We start from the raw sequence: 19,111 nt of genomic DNA, 5'->3' as shown, positions 1-19,111 counted from the left end.
TNANNCANCCGCGCCAGCCGCTGACGAGCCTCCGGAGCCAGAATCACCGCGGCGATGACCAGGGGTCNGGCGCATGCCCCACGACCCGCCTCATCGACCCCTGCGACCGGGCCGAGACCATGCCTGTTCAGGGCGCGCTCGTAACCGAACAGCCCGGCATCCCGGCGAAGAGCGACACCGTAGTGTCTCATGACGGACCGCGGCGGCGAGCCGTCCCTGGTGCGCGCGTGCGCGTGGATCCTCGTGGCATCCGGCGAGGCCGACGGGTGGCGGTCCACGCCGGAGGGATCAGCACGGCAAGGGCGAACAGGGATACGTCATCCGTGGCCGGGTAGCCCGGCAGCGGCACCACGGCGTCGCCGGTAGAAGACAGCGCGGCGGATGTGGTCGACCCGGCCGACGCACGAGGAGCCGGAGGCAGCACCGACGCGGCGGGAATCCCGGCGAAATCGTTCGGAACGCCCAGGAATCCGAACCGGCCAAGTGGCCAGACACGGACGAAGGCCCGTCCCACCACCGCATGCTTCGGGATCGGTCCGTTCTGCCGGGCATCCGAGGAGGCCCCGCGATGGTCACCCATCACCCACAGGTAGCCAGCCGGGACGGTCAGCGGACCGAACCGCTGATAGTCGTTCTGGTAGACGTACGGCTCGTCGAGCGGATGGCCGTTGACCGAGACTCTGCCCGCGGTATCGCAACACGCGACCGTGTCGCCGCCGACCGCTATGACGCGTTTGATGAAGTCGGTCTCGCTCGGGGCCCCGAGACCCAACAGGTTCTGCGCGCCACGAACGAACCTGCTGAACGCGTTGCTCGGCGGCGGGACGACGGACTCGGCATGATCGAATCCGGTTCCCTTGCCATTGAAGACGACGATCTCACCCCGGTGCACGTCGCGGAAGTGGTAGACGACCTTGTTGACGAGAACCCGGTCGTCAACCAGCAGCGTCCGCTCCATCGACTCCGAGGGGATCCAGAACGCCTGGACCAGAAAAGCCTTGATGAGCAGGGCGAGCAGAAAGGCGATCAGCACAAGGACCGGGAGCTCGCGGAGGAACGAGCCACGGCCACGGGTCCGCGCCGCCTCGGGCCGGGAAACCCGACGACCGGTGGCTTCCGGACCGTCGGGCTGTGCCTGGTCCTTCGGGCCGTCAGGCTCGGCCGCAGGGCTCGGCCACGCACCGTCCGGCTGACCGCCATCGGTTCTTCCCGGTACCCGAGGCCCACTGGGATCGGATGCATTCACGCCGCCACCTCGCAGAATCGACCGTCAAACCTCATCGGACCGGTCGACGTGCCACCAGCCGCACCTTGCGACAGCGTTGCGGACCGTGCCGCCTATCTTCGTCCATCAACGGCGGCGCCACCTGCACGGGCAACCGGCAAGTCGCGGATGGAGAATCCGGACGCGTCACGGGGTGGCGGTGGCCTCAGCGCGCGACCGGCTCACGCTTCTCCTTGATCTTGGCGGCCTTACCGCGCAGCTGACGCAGGTAGTACAGCTTGGCCCGTCGGACGTCACCACGGCTCACGATCTCGATCTTCGAGACGATCGGGCTGTGGAGGGGAAAGGTCCGCTCCACGCCTACGCCGAAGCTGACCTTACGGACGGTGAAGGTCTCCCGCACCCCGCCACCCTGGCGGCGGATGACGGCACCCTGGAAGACCTGGATGCGCTGACGGTTTCCTTCGACGACCCGCACGTGGACCTTGAGGGTGTCGCCCGGCCAGAACTCGGGCACGTCGGTCCTCAGCGACTCGGCGTCGAGGCTGTCCAGGGTGTGCATGGCAGTCGCTTCCTGAAGAGTTGAGATGGATGGTCCGCGGCCCCGGAACGCACCGAGGTGGACAATCCGTGGTCGAGGCCGACCCGGCCGGCATGGGTGGACGCAATCACCGCGAGGTGTNCCGCGGGAAAGACATGCGACCCGAGGCCGCCCGAACCGGTCACGAACCGACGGACACTGCATCCTACTGTGCCACACCCGGGAGAGAGAGCGGACCGCCCTACCCCTCGCCCGGCCCCTCGACGTCACGATGATGGATCAGGCCCGTCCCCTCGGTGGGGGCCGGCAGCATCCGCCCGGCCGCCTCGGCCGCGGCGGCAGCGAGTACGACTCGGTCCGCTTCGGCGAACTCGCGGTGTTCCAGGAGGTCCGGGCGCCGCAACAGGGTACGACGAAGCGCCTGGGAACGACGCCAGCGGGCGATCGCCTCATGATCGCCTGAGCGGAGAACGGGCGGCACCTCGGTCCCCCGCCATACCGGCGGACGGGTGTAGACCGGGCCCTCCAGCAAGCCGTCGGAGAAAGAGTCATCGGCGACTGAGGCGCTGTTACCGAGTACTCCGGGCAGCAGCCGCGTAACCGCTTCGAGAATCACCAGGGTCGCGGCCTCGCCCCCGGCCAGCACATAGTCTCCAATGGAGATCTCGTCATCGGCCCAGGTCTCGATCACTCTGGCGTCGATGCCCTCGTAGCGCCCGCAGCAGAACACCAGCCAGGGCTCGCGCGCCAGTTCTTCGGCGTGGCGCTGAGTGAACGGAGTCCCCGCCGGGGTCGGCACGACGACCCGGGGCCGGCTATCGGCCACTCGTGCGGTGATCTGCGACAACGCCGCGTCCCAGGGCTCGGGCCGCATGACCATCCCCGGGCCTCCCCCGTAGGGGGCGTCATCCACGGTGCGATGAACATCCGTGGTCCACATCCGCAGATCATGTGTATGGATCTGCAGGGTTCCGTGCTCCTGAGCCCGGCCCACGAGCGACAGACGCAGGGGCTCGAGATAGGCCGGGAAGATGGTGACGATGTCGGCGCGCATCGGCTGCTTTCAGAGATATCGGCTCTTTCAGAGATATCGGCTGCCTGCCCAGAAACCCGATCTACCCGCCAGCCGAAGACCGGGCCGAGGGCGCGCAGCCGACTTCCCGCCCAGGACCCGGGTTAATCGAGATCGAGCAGGCCGGGCGGCGGATCCACGACGATCCGGCCGGCGGGGGGGTCGACGGTCGGCACGATGTCACGGACGAAGGGGACGAGATGCTCGCCACCGTCCGGGCCGCCGATCGCGAGCAGGTCTCCCGCAGGGGAGTGAATGATGTCGGTGACGTGCCCCAACAACATGCCCGCCGTGGTCACCGCCCGCAGGCCGACCAGGTCCCGATCCCACCACATCTCCACGGCTTCGCCGTCACCGTCGGCGTCGTCGAGCGGCGATCCCGCCTGATCCGCGTCGATGGTCAGGAGCACGCCGCGCAGCGCCTCCGCGGCGCCACGATCGTCCACCCCGCGAAAGTGAAGCAACAGGCGGCCCGAGTGCCAATGAGCGCCGGAGACGGTGAGCGCAGTCCCCCCCCCTTCGCGACCGAGGACCGCCCCTACGACAAACCTGCGGTGGGGCACGTCGGTACGAATCTCGATCGTGACCTCACCGCGGATGCCATGCGGACGGCCGATCCGCCCGACGACGATCTCCTCAGCCACGACTTCTCGGGCAATCAGGACGAAGCTCGCGACAACGCCGACAGATCCTAACGATCCACATCGACGACGTCGATCCGAAGGCCCCGGCCTCCGACACCACCCATCACCGTGCGCAGCGCACGAGCGGTACGACCTCGCCGACCGATGACCTTCCCGAGATCTTCGGGGTGCACCCGCACCTCCAGGGTGCGTCCACGCCGACCGTTGTTCAGGTCCACCCGGACGTCGTCGGGGTGATCGACGATGCCTCGCACGAGATGTTCGAGGGCCGCCTCCAGCACCTACTGCCCCGCGGCCGGTGCGTCCGTGGCCGGGGCGGCTTCCGCTTCCTCTGCCGACCCGGACTTCTTGGCCTTCTTCGGCGTGGTCGCCGGCCGGTCCTCGGCGCCCGCGGCGGCCCGCGCGGCCGCCTGGAAGATCTCCCGCTTGTCCGCCTTTGGCTCGGCGACCTTCATCGGCGGGGGCGCCGGCAGGTTCTTGAACTTCTGCCAGTCCCCGGTGACCTTGAGGATCGCGAGGACGGGCTCGGTGGGCTGTGCACCGACCGAGAGCCAGTGCCCCACCCGCTCGGCGTCGACCTTGATGATGCTCGGGTCAGACTTGGGGTGGTACTGCCCGATGGACTCGATGACCCGACCATCCCGCTTGGTACGGGCATCGGCCACGACGATGCGGTAGTGCGGCTCNCGCATCTTGCCGAGACGCTGCAGTTTAATCTTGGTTGCCACGGTGGTCGAACGGCTCCAGACATGTCGATGACCACTGGTTTTCCATGGCTGCGCATGGAGCCCCGGTGGTGGGAAGCACCCGCGCCGGACAGCCACTCACACATCTCCCGCGCGACACCGCGAGGAATGAGGGCAGCCACACCGACGCTGGCAGGCAGGGCCTGTATTGAGCTTACAGTCTGCCAGATCGTGACCGCCGCACACGAGCGGGGAGCCCGTGCAGCCGCCCCACGGCCGCATCGCGCGGGTCAACGGCCCCCGCGGGGGCCGCGCGGCGGCATCCCACCGAAGCCGTCCTGCTGCCGCATCAGCGCCGAGAGATCCGGCATGCCGTCCGGAAGCGCGGGGCCCTTCGCCGCCCGCTCCTGCGCAGTGGACTTCTGCGCCTTGGCCTGGGCCGCCCGTGCCGCCGGATTACCCTTGCGACTGGCTCCCTTGCCCTTCTTCGCGGCCTTGCGAGCCGAGGCGGCCTTCGCTCGACCCATCCCCCCCGGCATCCCCATGCCGCCAGCCATCTGTCGCATCATCTTGCGGGCCTCGGCGAACCGGTCCAGCAACTGGTTGACCTCGNTGACCGTGACCCCGGATCCACGCGCGACCCGAGCCTTGCGGGACGCCTGCAGGATCCTGGGATCACGCCGTTCCGTCGGCGTCATGGACCGAATGATCGCAACCACCCGATCGACGTCCCGATCGTCGACCTGCGCCAGTTGATCCTTCATCTGGCCCATCCCCGGCAGCATGCCGAGCAGGTTGCCGATCGGGCCCATCTTGCGGACCGCGAGCATCTGCTNGAGGAAATCCTCGAGAGTGAACTCGGAGGCGACCATCTTCGCCGCCATGGCCTCGGCCTGCTCGGCCTCGAACGCCTTCTCGGCCTGCTCGATGAGGGTGAGGACGTCACCCATGCCGAGGATCCGCGACGCCATGCGTTCCGGGTGGAAGACGTCGAAGTCGTCCAGGGCCTCACCGGTGGAGGCGAACATGATCGGCCGACCGGTCACCTGGGCGACCGAAAGGGCCGCACCACCGCGCGCGTCGCCATCGAGCTTGGTCAGGACCACGCCGCTGAATCCCACGCCATCGGCGAAGGCGCTCGCGGTCGCGACCGCGTCCTGACCGATCATCGCGTCCAGGACGAAGAGAATCTCATCCGGTGAGACGGCGTCGCGGATGTCGGCCGCCTGCCGCATCATCTCCTCGTCGACGCCGAGCCGCCCGGCCGTGTCGACGACGACCACATCGAAGACCTGCCGGTGCGCGTGCGCGAGCGCGTCGCGCGCGACGCGCACCGGATCCCCGACCCCGTTGCCGGGCTCGGGCGCGAAGACCTCCACCCCGGCCCGCGCCCCGACCACCTGCAGTTGGTTGACCGCGTTCGGACGCTGCAGGTCGGCCGCGACCAGCAGCGGGGTGTGACCCTGAGCCTTGAGCCAGCGCCCGAGCTTGCCGGCCAGGGTGGTCTTACCCGTTCCCTGCAGGCNGGCGAGCAGGATCACCGTCGGCGGGGTCTTGGCGTACCGCAGCGTCGTCGTGCCGCCGCCGAGGATCGCGACGAGCTCCTCATTGACAATCTTGATTACCTGCTGGGCAGGGTTCAACGACGCACTGACCTCGGCGCCGCGGGCACGCTCCTTCACCGCGGCCACGAAGCCACGGACGACCGGGAGCGCGACGTCCGCCTCGAGCAGAGCCACCCGGATCTCCCGCGCGGTGGCGTCGATGTCGGCATCGGTAAGGCGCCCTCTGCCACGCAGCGACGCGAAGACCTTGTCGAGGCGGCTGGAAAGGGTGTCGAACACGCGCACACACTCCGAGATCGCAGACGGACCGCAGGGACCAGCGTACGCACCCGACGACGAAGGCAGCACACCCCCGTGTCCGATCAACCGACGGCGTCACGCATCGGCCGATCGACGCGGACGCGACGTGCGCGGCCCGGCGAGGCATGCCCGCACGGACGCCGGCCTGGTCATTCACCTGCCGGGTCCGCCCTCTGCGCTGAGGAGGGCGAGACGCCTCGCCGGACGCTCACCCCCCAGCCAGGAGAACACCGAGGAACATGTCGCGGCTGACCGCGGAGCCCCACAGCTCCGCTCAGTGATGAAGCTTAGGTCACATGCCGAACGACCGGAAGGTCTTGACGCTGAGCACGTTGTGGTCTTCGTCGATCCGGCGGCCACTCGATCGATCAGCCGGCTTCGCCCAACAGCGCGTCGACGAACGCCTCCGGCTCGAAGGGAGCAAGATCGTCTGGACCCTCTCCCAAGCCGATCAGTTTCACCGGCATACCGAGCTCGCGCTGCACGGCGATGACGATCCCGCCCTTGGCCGTACCGTCCAGCTTGGTCAGCACGACTCCGGTGAGATCAACCGCCTGCGTGAACACCTGCGCCTGGACAAGCGCGTTCTGACCGGTCGTGGCGTCAAGCACGAGCAGCACCTCGTCGACCGGACCGTGCTTGCCCACCACTCTTTTAATCTTCGCCAGCTCGTCCATCAGACCTGCCTTGGTGTGCAGCCGGCCGGCGGTGTCGATCAACACGGTGTCCACGCCGCTCTGCGTGCCCTGTCGGACCGCATCGAACGCCACCGACGCCGGGTCACCCCCCTCGGCCCCGCGGACCGTGATCGCGCCGACCCGTTCACCCCAGGTCTGAAGCTGATCCGCGGCCGCGGCACGGAACGTGTCCGCCGCGCCCAGCACGACCGTACGCCCGTCCGCGACCAGCAGCCGCGCGATTTTTCCACAGGTCGTGGTCTTGCCCGTGCCGTTGACACCGACGACGAGCACGACGGCGGGACGATCCGGGGCCGTCGTGCGCAGCGATCGGTCGGTCGTCGTACCGATCTGGGCGAGCAGCTCGTCGCGCAGCATCTCCCGCACATCCGCGGGCGTGCGGGCACCGAGCACCTTCGTGCGTTCCCGCAGCGCGGCGACCAGCTCGGTGGTCGCCGTGACCCCGACGTCGGCGAGGAGCAGGGTCGCCTCCACGTCTTCCCACGCGTCCTCGTCGAGATTGTCGCCGGACAGCAGGGAGAGCAGTCCGCGACCGAGCGCGTTCTGCGAACGAGCCAGCCGCAGGCGCAGCCGGACGAGGCGGCCGGCTGCCGGCGGCGGTGCCTCCGGTGGGATCCGCTCCTGGACCGGGATCCCCGGCGCGGCCGGTATCTCGGCGAGCGGGGCGCCGACGCCATCGCTCTCCGTCGGGGATGGCGGCAGCACATCGGGAAGACCGATGTCGTCGACCGTCCTGGTCGCCGAATCGCGGGGTACCTCGGCGTCGTCACCGACCCCGGGACGGTAGTCGGCGCCCGGGCGCGGGCCTTCCTCGATGGATCGGCGGGGGCGTCGACGCAGGGCCGTGCCGGCCACCAGGCCCACGGTGGCCAGTACGACGACGGTGATGACGACGATCAGGATGAGGAGCTCCACGTACCGATCCTGACAGATGACGCCACAAGGCCGTGGCGCTCGCCCGGCGGGAGGGCGGCGGCGTCAGAGCGCCGCCCGCTCCCGCAGCCGCTGACTGATCACTGTCGTCACCCCGTCGCCCCGCATGGCCACGCCGTACAGGGCGTCAGCGATCTCCATCGTCCGCTTCTGGTGGGTGATGATGATCAGCTGCGACTTCTCACGCAGACCCTCGACGGCCTCGAGCAGTCGGCCGAGATTGCGGTCGTCCAGAGCTGCCTCGACCTCGTCGAGCACGTAGAAGGGCGAAGGGCGGGCCCGGAATATCGCGAGCAGGAGAGCGAGTGCGGTCAGTGAACGCTCCCCGCCGGACAACAGCGACAGACGCTTCACCTTTTTTCCCGGCGGCCTCGCCTCGACCTCGATGCCCGTGGTGAGCATGTCATCAGGATCGGTGAGCACCAGCCGGCCCTCACCGCCCGGGAACAGCGTCGAGAAGACGATCTCGAACTCACGGGCGGTGTCCGCGAACGCGACGNCGAAGACCTCACGCACCCGCAGATCAACCTCCTCGACGACCAGCAGAAGATCCCGGCGGGTGCTCTTGATGTCTTCGAGCTGCGCGGACAGGAACGCGGCCCGCTCCTGAAGCGCGGCGAACTCCTCGAGGGCCAGGGGATTCACCCGCCCCAGCCGGGCCAGCTGCTTCTCCGCGGTGGCGGCCCGGGCGCTCTGCTCGGCTCGATCGAACGGCGCCGCGGTGCCGTCGGGCTCATCCGGCGGGACCAGCGTGTCCGGGCCGAACTCGGCCACCAGGTCATCGGCGTCGATACCGTGCTCCTCCAGAGCCTTGGCTTCCAGGGTCTCCACCCGCAGCCGCTTCTCCGCTCGGGCCAGCTCGTCGCGATGGGCGGCGTCGCGCAGCGCCGCGAGTTCGGTGGCCAGAGCGCGCCCCTGGTCACGCNCCCCGACCAGCTCCGTCTCGGCGGCCTTGCGCAGTGCGTCGGCCTCCTCCCGCCCCGCCGCGGCGCGAGCCAGCGAATGGTCCAGTCGGTCGAGAGCGACCTGAGCCGCATCCCCCATCGCCGTCGCGACGGCCGCCTGCCGCTCGCGGACCTCGTGCCGACGGGCCGCCGCGGCCCGTGCCGCCCGCTCGTTCGCCGCCGCGCGGATCAGTCCGTCGGCGCGTCCCTGCAGGCCTCGCACCCGCTCCTCGCTGGTACGGACGGCCAACCGGGCCTCGACCTCGGCGGCGCGCACGGCGGAGGTAGCCGCGACGAGCCGGTCTCGTTCATCCGGAGCCCGCTCCCCCGCCTCCGGCTGCTCCGATGTCGCGGCGAGCGACGCCTCGAGCTCGGTCAACGCTCCGTATGCCCGATCACGGGCTGTTTCGGCCCGTGATCGGGCGCCCTCCAACCGGGCGATCTCGGATGCCGCGGCCCCTCCCGAACGATCGAGCCGCGCCATCTGCTCGGACAGCGCCCGGTGCCGGGCATCGGTCCCGTGCAGCGCCGCCAGTGCCGCGTCGATGGCGGTACGGGCCCGGGTCACCTCGGCACGCGCGGGCTCGAACGCCTCGTGGGCGGACTCGACGCGACGGGTCGCCTCCGCCACGCCGGCCTCGGCCTCGTCCGCCGCGGCCTGCAGTTCGATCGCGGACGGCGGGTTCGCGCTGCCACCGATAGAGAGGGGGGCACCGATGACGTCGCCGGCGCGGGTGACCACCCGCAGGTCGGGGCGCAACGCCGTGGCCCGCTCGGCCGCCGCCAGATCCTCGACCACGACAGTCCGGGCGAGCAGGGACGACACGGCGGTACGGAACCGATCGTCACCGATCTCCACCAGGTCCAGCGCGGCAACGGCACCGGCCGGGAGCGGACCGTCGGCGCTGGCCGCCCCCGGGACGATCGCCGCGCTGCCGTCAGGGCCGGCGCAGGCGTCAGGGCCGGCGCAGGCGTCAGGCTCATCCGCGACGGTGACGGCGGCCACCAGCGCTGCTCGGCCGGCATCCGTTTCCCGCAGCCACGCAAAGGCCGCCATGGCATCCCCCGACGTGCCGACGAGCAGGGCGTCCGCCGCCGGGCCCAGCGCCGCGGCGATGGCCGCCTCCGCGCCGGCGGTCACGCTCAGGACGCCGGCCAGCCGGCCGATCACCTCGAGGGTCGGATCCAGTGCCGGAGCCGAGTCCTCCGCCGTGTTCGAGGCGGTCTGCCCGGTCTGCGCGCCGGTAGCAGCCCTCAACAGTGCCGCGGCTCCGTCGGCCGGCGAGAGGGAGAGGTGCAGCGCGTCGCATCGCGCGGCCCAGGATGCGCGGTCACGTTCGGCGCTACGCTCCTCACCGCGCAGGACCTCGAGCCGCTCGGCGGCAGCGGCATGCACTGCCACGGCCGCGCTGTGCTGCTCGGCGAGATCCTCCCGTGCGCTCTCCATCCGAGAGAGTTCGATCTCGAGGGCCGAACGTGACGCCGAGGTCTCGGTCTCCCGCTCCCGCGCGGCGTCGAGTGCCTCGGTCGTCCGTGCTATCTCGTTCTCGGCACTGGTGGCACGGGACCTGGCGGCCTCCACCTGGCCGGCAAGGCGCGCGATCTCCTCACGGCGAAAAGACGCCGCGCGTGCCGCGGCGATCAGTTCCTTCTCCTCCTGAGCGAGCGCGGCCTCGAGATCGGCACGCCTGGTGACCACCTCGGCGAGCAGATCCCGATCACGCTCCAGCCGCTCGGTGAGGGCGATTTCCTGCTCCCGGACCGCCGTGGCCTCCTGTTCCAGTTCCTCGGGGTCGCGGCGCCCACGTACGTCGTCGGTCGCGGCACGCAACAGGCGACCCCGTTCGACGGCGAGGGAACGGGTGCCCCGCAGCCGTTCCCGCAGGGATGCCAGGGCGTACCAGGTCTCCTGGGCGCCGGTGGCGCGCGGAATGATCGCCGTCAGGTCGGCCTGCAGCTGCTCCTCACGGCGGGCGGCCGCGGCGTGAGCGGCCTCGGTGGTCGTCAGCCGCGCCCGCAATGCCTCCTCGTCCGCGAGGTCGGAGGTGATCGCGACCTGGGCACGATGGAGATCGTCGGCGAGAAGGCGCAGGCGGGCGTCCCGTAGCGAAGCCTGAATCACACCGGCCTTACGGGCGATCTCCGCCTGCCGACCGAGCGGCCCTAACTGCCGACGCAGTTCGGCGGACAGATCGGTGAGGCGGGNGAGGNTCGCCGACATCGCCTCGAGCTTGCGGNGTGCCTTCTCCTTNCGTTTNCNNNGTTTGAGGACGCCGGCGGCCTCCTCGATGAACGCACGGCGATCCTCCGGGCGCGCGTGCAGGACCGCGTCGAGCTGGCCCTGGCCGACGATCACGTGCAACTCTCGGCCGATACCCGAGTCGCTCATCAGTTCCTGGATATCCAGCAGGCGACAACCGGTACCGTTGATCGTGTATTCGCTCTCGCCGCTGCGGAACATCAGTCGCCCGATGGTCACCTCGGTGTACTCGATGGGGAGCGCGCCGTCCGAGTTGTCGATCGTCAGGAGTACTTCGGCGCGCCCCAAGGCCGGGCGAGCGGGCGTGCCCGCGAAGATGACATCGGACATAGTGCCGCCACGCAGGGCCTTGGCACCCTGCTCCCCCAGTACCCAGGCGATGGCGTCAACGACGTTACTCTTGCCCGACCCGTTGGGCCCGACCACGCAGGTTATTCCCGGCTCGAGATGCAGGGAGGTCGAGCTCGCAAAGGACTTGAAGCCCCGCAGGGTCAGGTTCTTGAGATGCACCAGTCTCCGGAGCGCTGGAAGGGTTCACCGGCTCGACCCGGGATGGCCGGACTCAGCCGACGTTCGACAGAGCCATCCTAGTCGGCCACCCGAAGCACCCAGCAGGCTACGCTCCGAAAAAAGTACGAAGAAGGCGGGGAGTGAGGTTGCCCGGCTCTTCCTGGACATAGAGCCGCCAAAGTGATCCGAGACACACGGGCAACATCACTGGGCAGGGACGAGCCAGCCGGGAAAACGACCGATTCGACGATCTCAGCGATCATGACGCCCGTAGAAACGGAGTCTTGCCCACGTAACCGGGCATACCCACTACGAGGGGGCGCCTCCCCGAGGAACGCCCCGCCAGCTCAGCTGAACGCCGGTTCGGCGTCGAGCGCCCGGACATCCTCCGGCACGTCGACACCACCCACCAACGCCTCGTTAACCTCACGTACTCGAGCCAGTTCTGCCTCGAGCTCCGCTACTCGGGCACGAAGCCGACGCACCTCGCAAGAGAGACGCAAGTCGCCGCCGGAACCGACGTGGCCAAAAAGGGCCTTCGCCATAGTGATGGTCCTCCACGATGAGTGACCTAGTGGGTGTCAGACAGCACAAGATCCGAACAGATCAGAGTGCGCCCCAAACAATGACTCCAGGCTCCCATGTCGAGTGACCGAAAGTCAAGAGCATGCCACATGCTCCCGAGCCGGTCCGGTGAACATGCAAAAAGCGGACGGTCATACCCACGACAGTTCCGACAACGCAGCGTCTGCAACCAGTCACTTTCGTCGAAAGTCGGTCAGATCACTCTGCGCCACCTGCCACACAGCCTCCACCCTGTCCGTCCGCCCAGGGGTGTGACCCGTCATCAACAAGTGCAGAAGGTCACGACAGGCCGGCTCCGGCCCCTCCGCGACCACCTCGACCGCCCCGTCCGGGAGGTTGGTGGCGGATCCGACCAGGCCCAGGCGCCGGCCCCGGGTACGCACGTAGTCACGAAAGCCGACGCCCTGGACAAGGCCGGCGACCCGGGCAGTGAATCGGACCACGGCGTGTCCGGACTCCCTCTGCTCCGCGGATACATCGCTCATCAGCACGGTAGGGTACTGGCCATTGTGGATACCACATACTTCCCAGACATGGCAGGCCGGCCGAAAGAGACACGGCGGCAGGGTGATCATCGGCTGGAACGGCCGGACCGGCCACGTTTCCGCCGCCGGTCCGCTGCCGTGCTACTCGCGTGTGGAGCTCTCGGCTCGGCACTCCTTCTCAGCGGTTGCGGCCAGAACTTCTCTCAGGACGGCGGCACACTACCCGTCCCACGCGCGAGCACCGATGGTGACCGCCAGGTCACCCCGGAGCCGGTCGACAGCGCAGACAAGATTATTGGTCCTGGCTACGCCCCGCCGCGTACCGCAGGGCCTACCCAGACAGCGGTGCCCAATCTGCCGGGCGGCAAGCAGTAGTCAGTACCACGCGTAACTACTACCCATACGATTTACCTCATGCCGATCGCCGGTGAGACGCGGCTGGACNCCCGGCTNCCCAGGCNAAGATCAGCCCGCTCGCCGGCCTGGTAGCCCGCACGACCGCCGCTCCCAGAGAGCTGGCGTGTCCTTGGCGCTCGCAACCTGGGATAGGCTCTTGCCAGGTGCGCGTCCACCCGCTGGCTTCGATTCGCCAGGACGACGGCCACCGACGGCGTCGTCGAGGGCCGGTCCGATCCGTTCTCCCGGGTCTGCGTCTGCTGGGTCTGCGCCCGCTCCCGGGCCATCCGCTCCGTCCTGGTCAGTCTCTCCGCCACCGCCACCGCGAAGCCTGCCATCCACGACCGACGAAACGCCCGCGGGTCCTCCTGGCGTGGTGGACGGGCGAGGGCCAATCCCTGTGCCTGCTGGACCAGCAACNAGGTGAACAACATCTGCACGCGGTGGATATCCGCATCCATCCCGAACAGATGAGCGGAGTGCCCCGTCCCCACTGCACGCTGCTCGGTCCGGTACACGAGCCGGCAACCAAGCGGTGCGGCAATGCCCGCGAGCAACGAGATCTTGTCCCGGGCATAGGGCGGATCGACGGCCACCACCAGGTCAGCCGCCTCGACGCGGTGCGGCGACGCCTCCTCGACCAGCGCGCGGTCGATCCCGTACTGGGCGATCAACNCGGCCGCCTTGCTGTTATAGGTTTCGCGGGCGGCCTCGCTCAGCCCCTCCGCCTCCGCCATCGCCAACAGCTTCCGTATACGACCGAGCAGGGCATCCGGATTCATCGCGTCTCCGTCCATGTCGCGTCGGGGGCAGGCCAGCCAACCGACGTGCCGGATGATGCCTCACCGATCCCGGCAGCCCGGTCTCGGTCCTGGACGAGGCGATAACTGTGAACGCCGCGGCAGGTCTGGCTCCCCACCCGACTATCGCGGACGCCACGCCCGGCACCCCACCCGAGAGCCGCGGGATTCGAACGTGTGATCGAACCTTACCACCTGGCCCGTCTTGGGTGCGGCTGGCAGGTGGGGCAAGTGAAGCTCGACCGGTTCATGAAAGCGTCCCGGCGCACCGCGTCTCCGCATCGTGTGCACGGCCGACCCGCGCGGCCATACACCTGTAGCGACCGTTCGAACAGCCCGCTGACTCCGTCCGCCGACACGTACAGGCGGTCGAAGGACGTACCGCCCACCTCAAGAGCCGCGATCATCACCGTCCGCACGCAACCCAGCAGCCTGCCGACCTCCGCCCGGGTGAGGGTCTCGGTCGGCCGCGCGTAGTGCAGCTTCGCGGCCCACAGGGCCTCATCCGCGTAGATGTTCCCGACCCCGCTGACAAGTGTCTGATCGAGCAGGGCCCGCTTCACGCCGGTACGGCGTCGACGCATCCTCTCCGTGACGAGCCGCTCGTCGAAGGCGGGATCCAGAGGATCCCTGGCGATGTGCGCGACGGGAGCAGGCAGATCCGCTTCCCCCGTTGCGACCGCCAGGCCACCGAAGGTGCGTTGATCCACAAATCGCAGTTCGCGTCCTCCGTCCGTGAAGACGAACCGGATCCGCAGATGCTTCTGGTCGGGGGTGGCGGGTGGAACGACGAGCAACTGTCCGCTCATCCCGAGATGGGCGATCAGTGCATCCCCCTGAGCCGGATGACCTGGGGGCAGGGCGGGCGGAGACATCTCGGCCAGCACGGCAGCTGATTCCTCCTCCGGTGGTTCTTCTGGAACCACCGGAGCGCACGCCGCATGGTCTACCGGCGGCTGAAGTACCAGCCACAGATACTTGCCGCGGCGTCGTGCCGCCGTTATCCGGCGGCCGACGAGCAGCGCCGAGAAGTCGGCGGCACCGGCCAGATGACGGCGCACCGCACGAGGATGGTGGACGTCAACCGATGCGATGACGCGACCGACGACACCACGTTCCAGACCGCGGCGAACAACCTCTACTTCGGGGAGTTCTGGCATGATCTCCGGTCGTCGGGTCGGGTCAGTGGGATGACACCGGACCCTCGACGTGGCTCGATGAAGCTGTTGCCACCCCTGAAGCTGTTGCCACCACTGAAGCTGTTGCCACCACCGAGCCTGTCGCCAGCGCCCAGGAAGCGAATCGGGGCAGCTGATGATCAGCCACTCTCACAGACCCGAGACCTGATCGTGATCAAGGCTGCCGACGGCGGACTTCTCGTGATTTCCGCCGGCGACGTCCGCGCCCGAACCGTCCTCCCGCCCCAAGGCTGACCGTTCCTCGAGAACCGCGAAAGCCGCGGCGGCCGCCCGCTGCTCGGCCTCCTTCTTGCTTCCCCCTTCGCCCTCGCCCAGTGGCTCTCCCGCGATCCTCGCGTAGGCGGTGAATCGCTTCGCGTGGTCCGGACCGGCCTCCTCGACGATGTATTCGGGCGGCCCGAGAGCCAGCACCGCCGTCTGTTCCTGCAGTGAGGTCTTCCAGTCAAGCCCTGCGCCTCGGCCGGCGGCCTCGTCCAGCAAGGGATCGAAGAGACGGTGCACGAAACCGGAGGCCACGTCGAGGCCTGAGGACAGATAGACCGCCCCGATGATGGCCTCGAGGGTGTCGGCGAGAATGCTCGCCTTGTCGCGCCCCCCGGTGGTCTCCTCGCCCCGGCCCAGCAGCAGGTACGGACCGAGCCCGGTGGGTCCGATCCCCCGTGCCACGTCCGCGANAGCCCGCATGTTCACAACCGAGGCCCGCTGCTTGGCGAGCTGCCCCTCGGGAAGATCCGGGTGGCGGATGAACAGTGCCGCCGTCACCACCAGACCGAGCACCGCATCGCCCAGGAACTCCAGGCGTTCATTGGTGGGCAGGCCGCCCTTCTCATAGGCATAGGAGCGGTGTGTGAGGGCGCGGTCGAGCAGCTCGGGGTCGATGGCGACCTCGAGTACCTCGATCAGGCCGTCCCGCGGCGGCGGGGGTGGCAGCTGGCGGGTCATCCGACCAGCCCGGCCAGGGCCCGGCGACGCGCCACCAAGATCGCCATCGCCGCTCTGGTCCGAGAGGCCAGGTCCGCATGGACCGCGACCGACGCCGCCCTCAGCGCCGCGAGCAGCCCGACTGCCTGGCTGTCGCCGGCTTCATCCGGTGCCCGCTCCGCGTGGACCGCGACACCATCGACCCCCAGCACGATCGTTCCCCCCCGCACATCAGGATCTTCCAACGTTCCCCATCCCGGATCCAGACCGGCCCTGGACAGGTGCCCCGTACCCCGATGAGATTCCCACCATCGCATCCCGCGGATGACGGACATCAGGACATCTCCGGTGAATCCGTCGGTGACCGCCACGTCAACTCCACGGCGATGATCGATCTTCTGGCCGTCGCCCGGCTCGCCCGTCCACGAAGGCGCGAGGAGCCGATCAGCCGTCAGCGGGCCGACATAGTGCAGATCGAGCGATCGGAGCAGCTCGTCGGCGGCTCGTCGCAAGGTGTCGGGAAGCGCTGGACGCGCCGTCAGAAGCCCGACTCGGGGAGCGTTGACGGCGAAGCGAACCGCGGCGTATGCACTGCCCGCGACCGCGAACTGGGCGAGTTCGTCCGCCGTCACATCAACCGTCGCCCCCGCGTCGCACAGCACGACGGGGGCGTTCGCCCCGCCGACAATCGAGGCGAGAGTGGCCCGTGTCGCCCCGGGGAGCAGACCGTAGGTGAACTGAGCCGAGGCGACCACGGCTTCGGCCGGGGCTGTCGAGACCATCGCATCGGCATGTCCGTCACGGACCAGGCGCGCCGCCACCCGGACGCCGGAGTCCCGACGTGCTCGCACTTCACGCAATGCCTCCGGGCCCGCCGAAACGCTGCGAGCGGCCGTGGCGAGCAGGACGCGCTCGCCTGGCACAATTCCCAGCCGAGCAAGGTCATCCCGGACGGTATCACCGGATGTCACCAGAGTGAGCACCAGATGCGGATCGGCGCCGAGCGCACTGGGCAATGCCTCGAGGAGAGGCCCGGAAGGCAACCCCTCCCCCACCAGGTCAACGGCGATACGTGTCACACCGGGTCAGACGTCAAGCACCTGACGGTCGTTGTACCGGCCGCACGTGCCACAGACGGTGTGCGGCCGGATCACGTGCCCCCGCGAGCACTTTGCGAGGGTCGGCACCTTGGCCTTCCACTGCGAACGCCGGGACCGGGTGTTGCTGCGCGAGGTGCGCCGCTTCGGGACGGCCACTATTCCTTCTCCTTGCTCTCATGAGGGTCGGTGCGACCCTTCTCGGTTCCCGTCGCTCCGCTGCCGGCCAGCGCGGACAGCGCCGCCCATCTCGGGTCGGATCGCGCATGGGAATGTCCAGGCTCGACATCGTCGAGACGCACCCCGCAGTCCACGCAGAGTCCCGCACAGTCCGGACGGCAGATGGGTGACAGCGGAAGGTTGAGTACCAGGGCATCCCGCACCACGGGCTCGATGTCCGCATGATCATCGATCAGTACCCGAGCATCTTCGTCGTCACCCAGGTCCACGGCTCGGTCAGGGTAGTAGAACAGCTCGCGAAACTCGACCATGCTGACCTCGGACACGTCGTCCAGGCAGCGCGCACATTCACCCCGAAGCGGCGCCACGACGCTCCCGCTGACCAGGACACCCTCGATCACCGATTCGAGACGCAGGTCCAGGGTGACGCTTGCGCCGGCCGGCACCCACATCATCTCGGTTCCGAGATCGGCGGGAAGTTCCGCCTGCGCCCGGACAAGCCGCATCGACCCGGGCCGACGACCGAGCTCACGGGNGTCCAGTACAANGGGACCCCTCGGGGTCCGACGGCGAAAGTGGGATCCAGTCATGGCGGCAGTCGAATTCACATCTACGTCAATGTCAGGAAGGCCAGCCGAAACAGGGCCTTCGTGGTGGTGTAGCTACCCGGCGTCGCTGACGACTGAGGCAGCCCGACGTCAGCGGCACCCTGGACCCTCCCAGCGGCCCGGACCCTCCCAGAGGATCGACGAACAGACTCCAGCCGGTCAACTACCGAGCCGGTCAGCTACCAACGCCGGTCAGCTACTACGGGCTCCTAGCCTATCCGATCGGTGCCGCGGACGATCCGATCAGGCTGCCGGGATCTCCGGACACCCGAGCCCGGCGGGCGGCGGACCTCCGCCTAGGAAGCCGCTCGGGTGCCGCTCGCCCCCCGCGACCGGCCCCGGAGCCCGGACAGTCCGGAACGGCGGGAGAGCCCGGCGGAAGTCGGTCGGCGGCTACCCACCCGGCGGGGGNTACTGAGCGAGGCGCTCACGGAGCTGTTTGAGTACCACATCCGGTACCAGCCCCGACACGTCACCTCCGTAACGCGCGACCTCCTTCACCAGACTGGAGGACAGAAAGGCATATTGCGGGTTCGTACTCATGAAAAGAGTCTCCACGCCCGCAAGCGAATTGTTCATCTGCGCCATCTGAAGCTCATAGTCGAAGTCGCTGACCGCACGCAGTCCTTTGACGATCGACTGGATACCCCTACTCCGACAAAAATCGACGATCAGCCCGTGGGACGCATCCACCAGGACGTTGGACGGCGCCATCGGATGATCACGCAGGGCCTCTCTGATGAGCTCCATCCGCTCGTCGACGGTGAACAAGGTGACCTTGTTCTTGTTGATCGATACGGCGACCACGACCTCGTCGAAGAGTCTGCTCGCTCGGACGATGATGTCGAGATGACCGTTGGTGATCGGATCAAATGAACCGGGANAGGCTGCCCTCCTCATGATCGAATACCGTACCAGAGAGCACCCTCCCCGTACCTCCGGTCGCGCAGCGCACACAACCCGTCAGGCCAGGCGACCGGGCCCGAGCGGTGCGATCTTTCGACAACGCAGACACCGNCCGCAGTCAACCAGGCGGCCGCCAGCAGCTTTGACAGCACTTCGCCGAGTTCCGAATCGCGCATCGCGTACGGCGGATCGAGGAAAACCACGTCGTAGGGATTATCCGAGGTGTTCTGCACCACACGCTCTACCGCGGCTTGCGCGATCTTCGCGCCCGACAGTCCCAGCGCTGTCACGTTCCGCCGCAGAGTGNGTATCACGACCGGATCGCGGTCGACGAGAAGAGCATGAGTGGCACCCCGAGACAGCGCTTCCAGACCGACCGCACCAGACCCGGCATAAAGATCGGCAATCCGAGCACCCCGCAGATCCAGACAGGTCGACAAGGTGTTGAACAACCCCTCACGGGCACGTTCCGAGGTCGGACGGGTGGTCGTTCCGGGTGGAACCACGAGCCGCCGACCACCCGCGGTTCCACTGATGATGCGCGTCATCGGGCCAC

The 19,111-nt window shown here is 68.5% G+C and carries 19 protein-coding genes and 1 pseudogene (1 of these 20 running past the window's edge); all 20 read right to left on the bottom strand.

Annotation, left to right across the window (positions count from 1 at the left end; all coding sequences use genetic code 11):
- Positions 1-191: pseudogene (locus CED_RS12105) on the bottom strand (ribonuclease HII) (it extends 532 nt beyond the left edge of the window).
- Positions 188-1,246 carry a signal peptidase I gene (gene lepB, locus CED_RS12100; RefSeq protein WP_011437965.1) on the bottom strand — a complete coding sequence of 353 codons (1,059 nt, stop codon included), beginning with the start codon at positions 1,244-1,246 and terminating at the stop codon, positions 188-190. Before lepB ends, CED_RS12105 begins: the two are co-directional and overlap by 4 nt.
- Before the next feature lie 184 nt (positions 1,247-1,430).
- A complete protein-coding gene (gene rplS / locus CED_RS12095) occupies positions 1,431-1,787 on the bottom strand; it encodes a 50S ribosomal protein L19 (protein ID WP_011437966.1) in 357 nt (118 codons plus the stop codon).
- A 220-nt stretch (positions 1,788-2,007) separates the two neighbouring features.
- A complete protein-coding gene (gene trmD, locus CED_RS12090; protein ID WP_011437967.1) occupies positions 2,008-2,820 on the bottom strand; it encodes a tRNA (guanosine(37)-N1)-methyltransferase TrmD in 813 nt (270 codons plus the stop codon).
- A gap of 122 nt (positions 2,821-2,942) precedes the next feature.
- Positions 2,943-3,482 (bottom strand): ribosome maturation factor RimM, encoded by a 540-nt coding sequence (gene rimM, locus CED_RS12085; protein WP_011437968.1) that lies wholly within the window; start codon positions 3,480-3,482, stop codon positions 2,943-2,945.
- Between the two features lie 47 nt (positions 3,483-3,529).
- Positions 3,530-3,763, bottom strand: coding sequence for an RNA-binding protein (locus CED_RS12080; RefSeq protein ID WP_011437969.1), 234 nt, complete (start codon positions 3,761-3,763; stop codon positions 3,530-3,532).
- Positions 3,764-4,210: a 30S ribosomal protein S16 gene (rpsP, locus tag CED_RS12075; protein ID WP_011437970.1), complete on the bottom strand. Its 447-nt coding sequence runs from the start codon at positions 4,208-4,210 to the stop codon at positions 3,764-3,766. It lies immediately after the preceding gene.
- A 248-nt stretch (positions 4,211-4,458) separates the two neighbouring features.
- Positions 4,459-6,012 (bottom strand): signal recognition particle protein, encoded by a 1,554-nt coding sequence (gene ffh, locus CED_RS12070; RefSeq protein WP_035910574.1) that lies wholly within the window; start codon positions 6,010-6,012, stop codon positions 4,459-4,461.
- Between the two features lie 389 nt (positions 6,013-6,401).
- Positions 6,402-7,646, bottom strand: coding sequence for a signal recognition particle-docking protein FtsY (gene ftsY / locus CED_RS12065; protein ID WP_011437972.1), 1,245 nt, complete (start codon positions 7,644-7,646; stop codon positions 6,402-6,404).
- 63 nt (positions 7,647-7,709) lie between these two features.
- Positions 7,710-11,378: a chromosome segregation protein SMC gene (gene smc, locus CED_RS12060; RefSeq protein WP_035910572.1), complete on the bottom strand. Its 3,669-nt coding sequence runs from the start codon at positions 11,376-11,378 to the stop codon at positions 7,710-7,712.
- A 347-nt stretch (positions 11,379-11,725) separates the two neighbouring features.
- On the bottom strand, positions 11,726-11,923 hold the full coding sequence (locus CED_RS12055) for a hypothetical protein (protein ID WP_023840227.1): 198 nt from the start codon (positions 11,921-11,923) through the stop codon (positions 11,726-11,728).
- A gap of 213 nt (positions 11,924-12,136) precedes the next feature.
- Positions 12,137-12,448, bottom strand: a complete 312-nt coding sequence (locus CED_RS12050) for an acylphosphatase (RefSeq protein WP_035731396.1) — start codon at positions 12,446-12,448, stop codon at positions 12,137-12,139.
- A gap of 407 nt (positions 12,449-12,855) precedes the next feature.
- Complete coding sequence (locus CED_RS12045) at positions 12,856-13,626, bottom strand: DUF2786 domain-containing protein (protein WP_035910596.1); 771 nt, start codon at positions 13,624-13,626, stop codon at positions 12,856-12,858.
- A gap of 206 nt (positions 13,627-13,832) precedes the next feature.
- Positions 13,833-14,804: a bifunctional DNA-formamidopyrimidine glycosylase/DNA-(apurinic or apyrimidinic site) lyase gene (mutM, locus tag CED_RS12040; RefSeq protein ID WP_011437976.1), complete on the bottom strand. Its 972-nt coding sequence runs from the start codon at positions 14,802-14,804 to the stop codon at positions 13,833-13,835.
- 168 nt (positions 14,805-14,972) lie between these two features.
- Entirely contained in the window at positions 14,973-15,785 is an 813-nt protein-coding gene (gene rnc, locus CED_RS12035; protein ID WP_035910570.1) for a ribonuclease III, read from the bottom strand.
- Entirely contained in the window at positions 15,782-16,843 is a 1,062-nt protein-coding gene (locus CED_RS12030; RefSeq protein ID WP_023840231.1) for a phosphate--acyl-ACP acyltransferase, read from the bottom strand. The genes rnc and CED_RS12030 overlap by 4 nt, the downstream gene beginning before the upstream one ends.
- A 6-nt stretch (positions 16,844-16,849) precedes the next feature.
- Complete coding sequence (gene rpmF, locus CED_RS12025) at positions 16,850-17,020, bottom strand: 50S ribosomal protein L32 (protein WP_011437979.1); 171 nt, start codon at positions 17,018-17,020, stop codon at positions 16,850-16,852.
- The gene (locus CED_RS12020) at positions 17,020-17,631 is read right to left on the bottom strand and encodes a DUF177 domain-containing protein (RefSeq protein ID WP_035910568.1); all 612 of its coding nucleotides are present in this window, start codon (positions 17,629-17,631) and stop codon (positions 17,020-17,022) included. Before CED_RS12020 ends, rpmF begins: the two co-directional genes overlap by 1 nt.
- Before the next feature lie 411 nt (positions 17,632-18,042).
- Positions 18,043-18,549: a pantetheine-phosphate adenylyltransferase gene (gene coaD, locus CED_RS12015; RefSeq protein WP_035910565.1), complete on the bottom strand. Its 507-nt coding sequence runs from the start codon at positions 18,547-18,549 to the stop codon at positions 18,043-18,045.
- Positions 18,546-19,103, bottom strand: a complete 558-nt coding sequence (gene rsmD / locus CED_RS12010) for a 16S rRNA (guanine(966)-N(2))-methyltransferase RsmD (protein WP_035910564.1) — start codon at positions 19,101-19,103, stop codon at positions 18,546-18,548. Before rsmD ends, coaD begins: the two co-directional genes overlap by 4 nt.
- Positions 19,104-19,111 lie beyond the last annotated feature (8 nt).

Source organism: Frankia sp. CeD (genome assembly GCF_000732115.1).
Classification (GTDB): Bacteria; Actinomycetota; Actinomycetes; order Frankiales; family Frankiaceae; genus Frankia; species Frankia casuarinae.
This window is presented reverse-complemented; position numbering and strand designations above follow the sequence as displayed.

Bases quoted from the DNA above. Each gene is read 5' to 3' on its own strand.
- rplS (WP_011437966.1), bottom strand. From the start codon at position 1,787: ATGCACACCCTGGACAGCCTCGACGCCGAGTCGCTGAGGACCGACGTG.
- trmD (WP_011437967.1), bottom strand. From the start codon at position 2,820: ATGCGCGCCGACATCGTCACCATCTTCCCGGCCTATCTCGAGCCCCTG.
- CED_RS12050 (WP_035731396.1), bottom strand. From the start codon at position 12,448: ATGAGCGATGTATCCGCGGAGCAGAGGGAGTCCGGACACGCCGTGGTC.
- CED_RS12055 (WP_023840227.1), bottom strand. From the start codon at position 11,923: ATGGCGAAGGCCCTTTTTGGCCACGTCGGTTCCGGCGGCGACTTGCGT.
- mutM (WP_011437976.1), bottom strand. From the start codon at position 14,804: ATGCCAGAACTCCCCGAAGTAGAGGTTGTTCGCCGCGGTCTGGAACGT.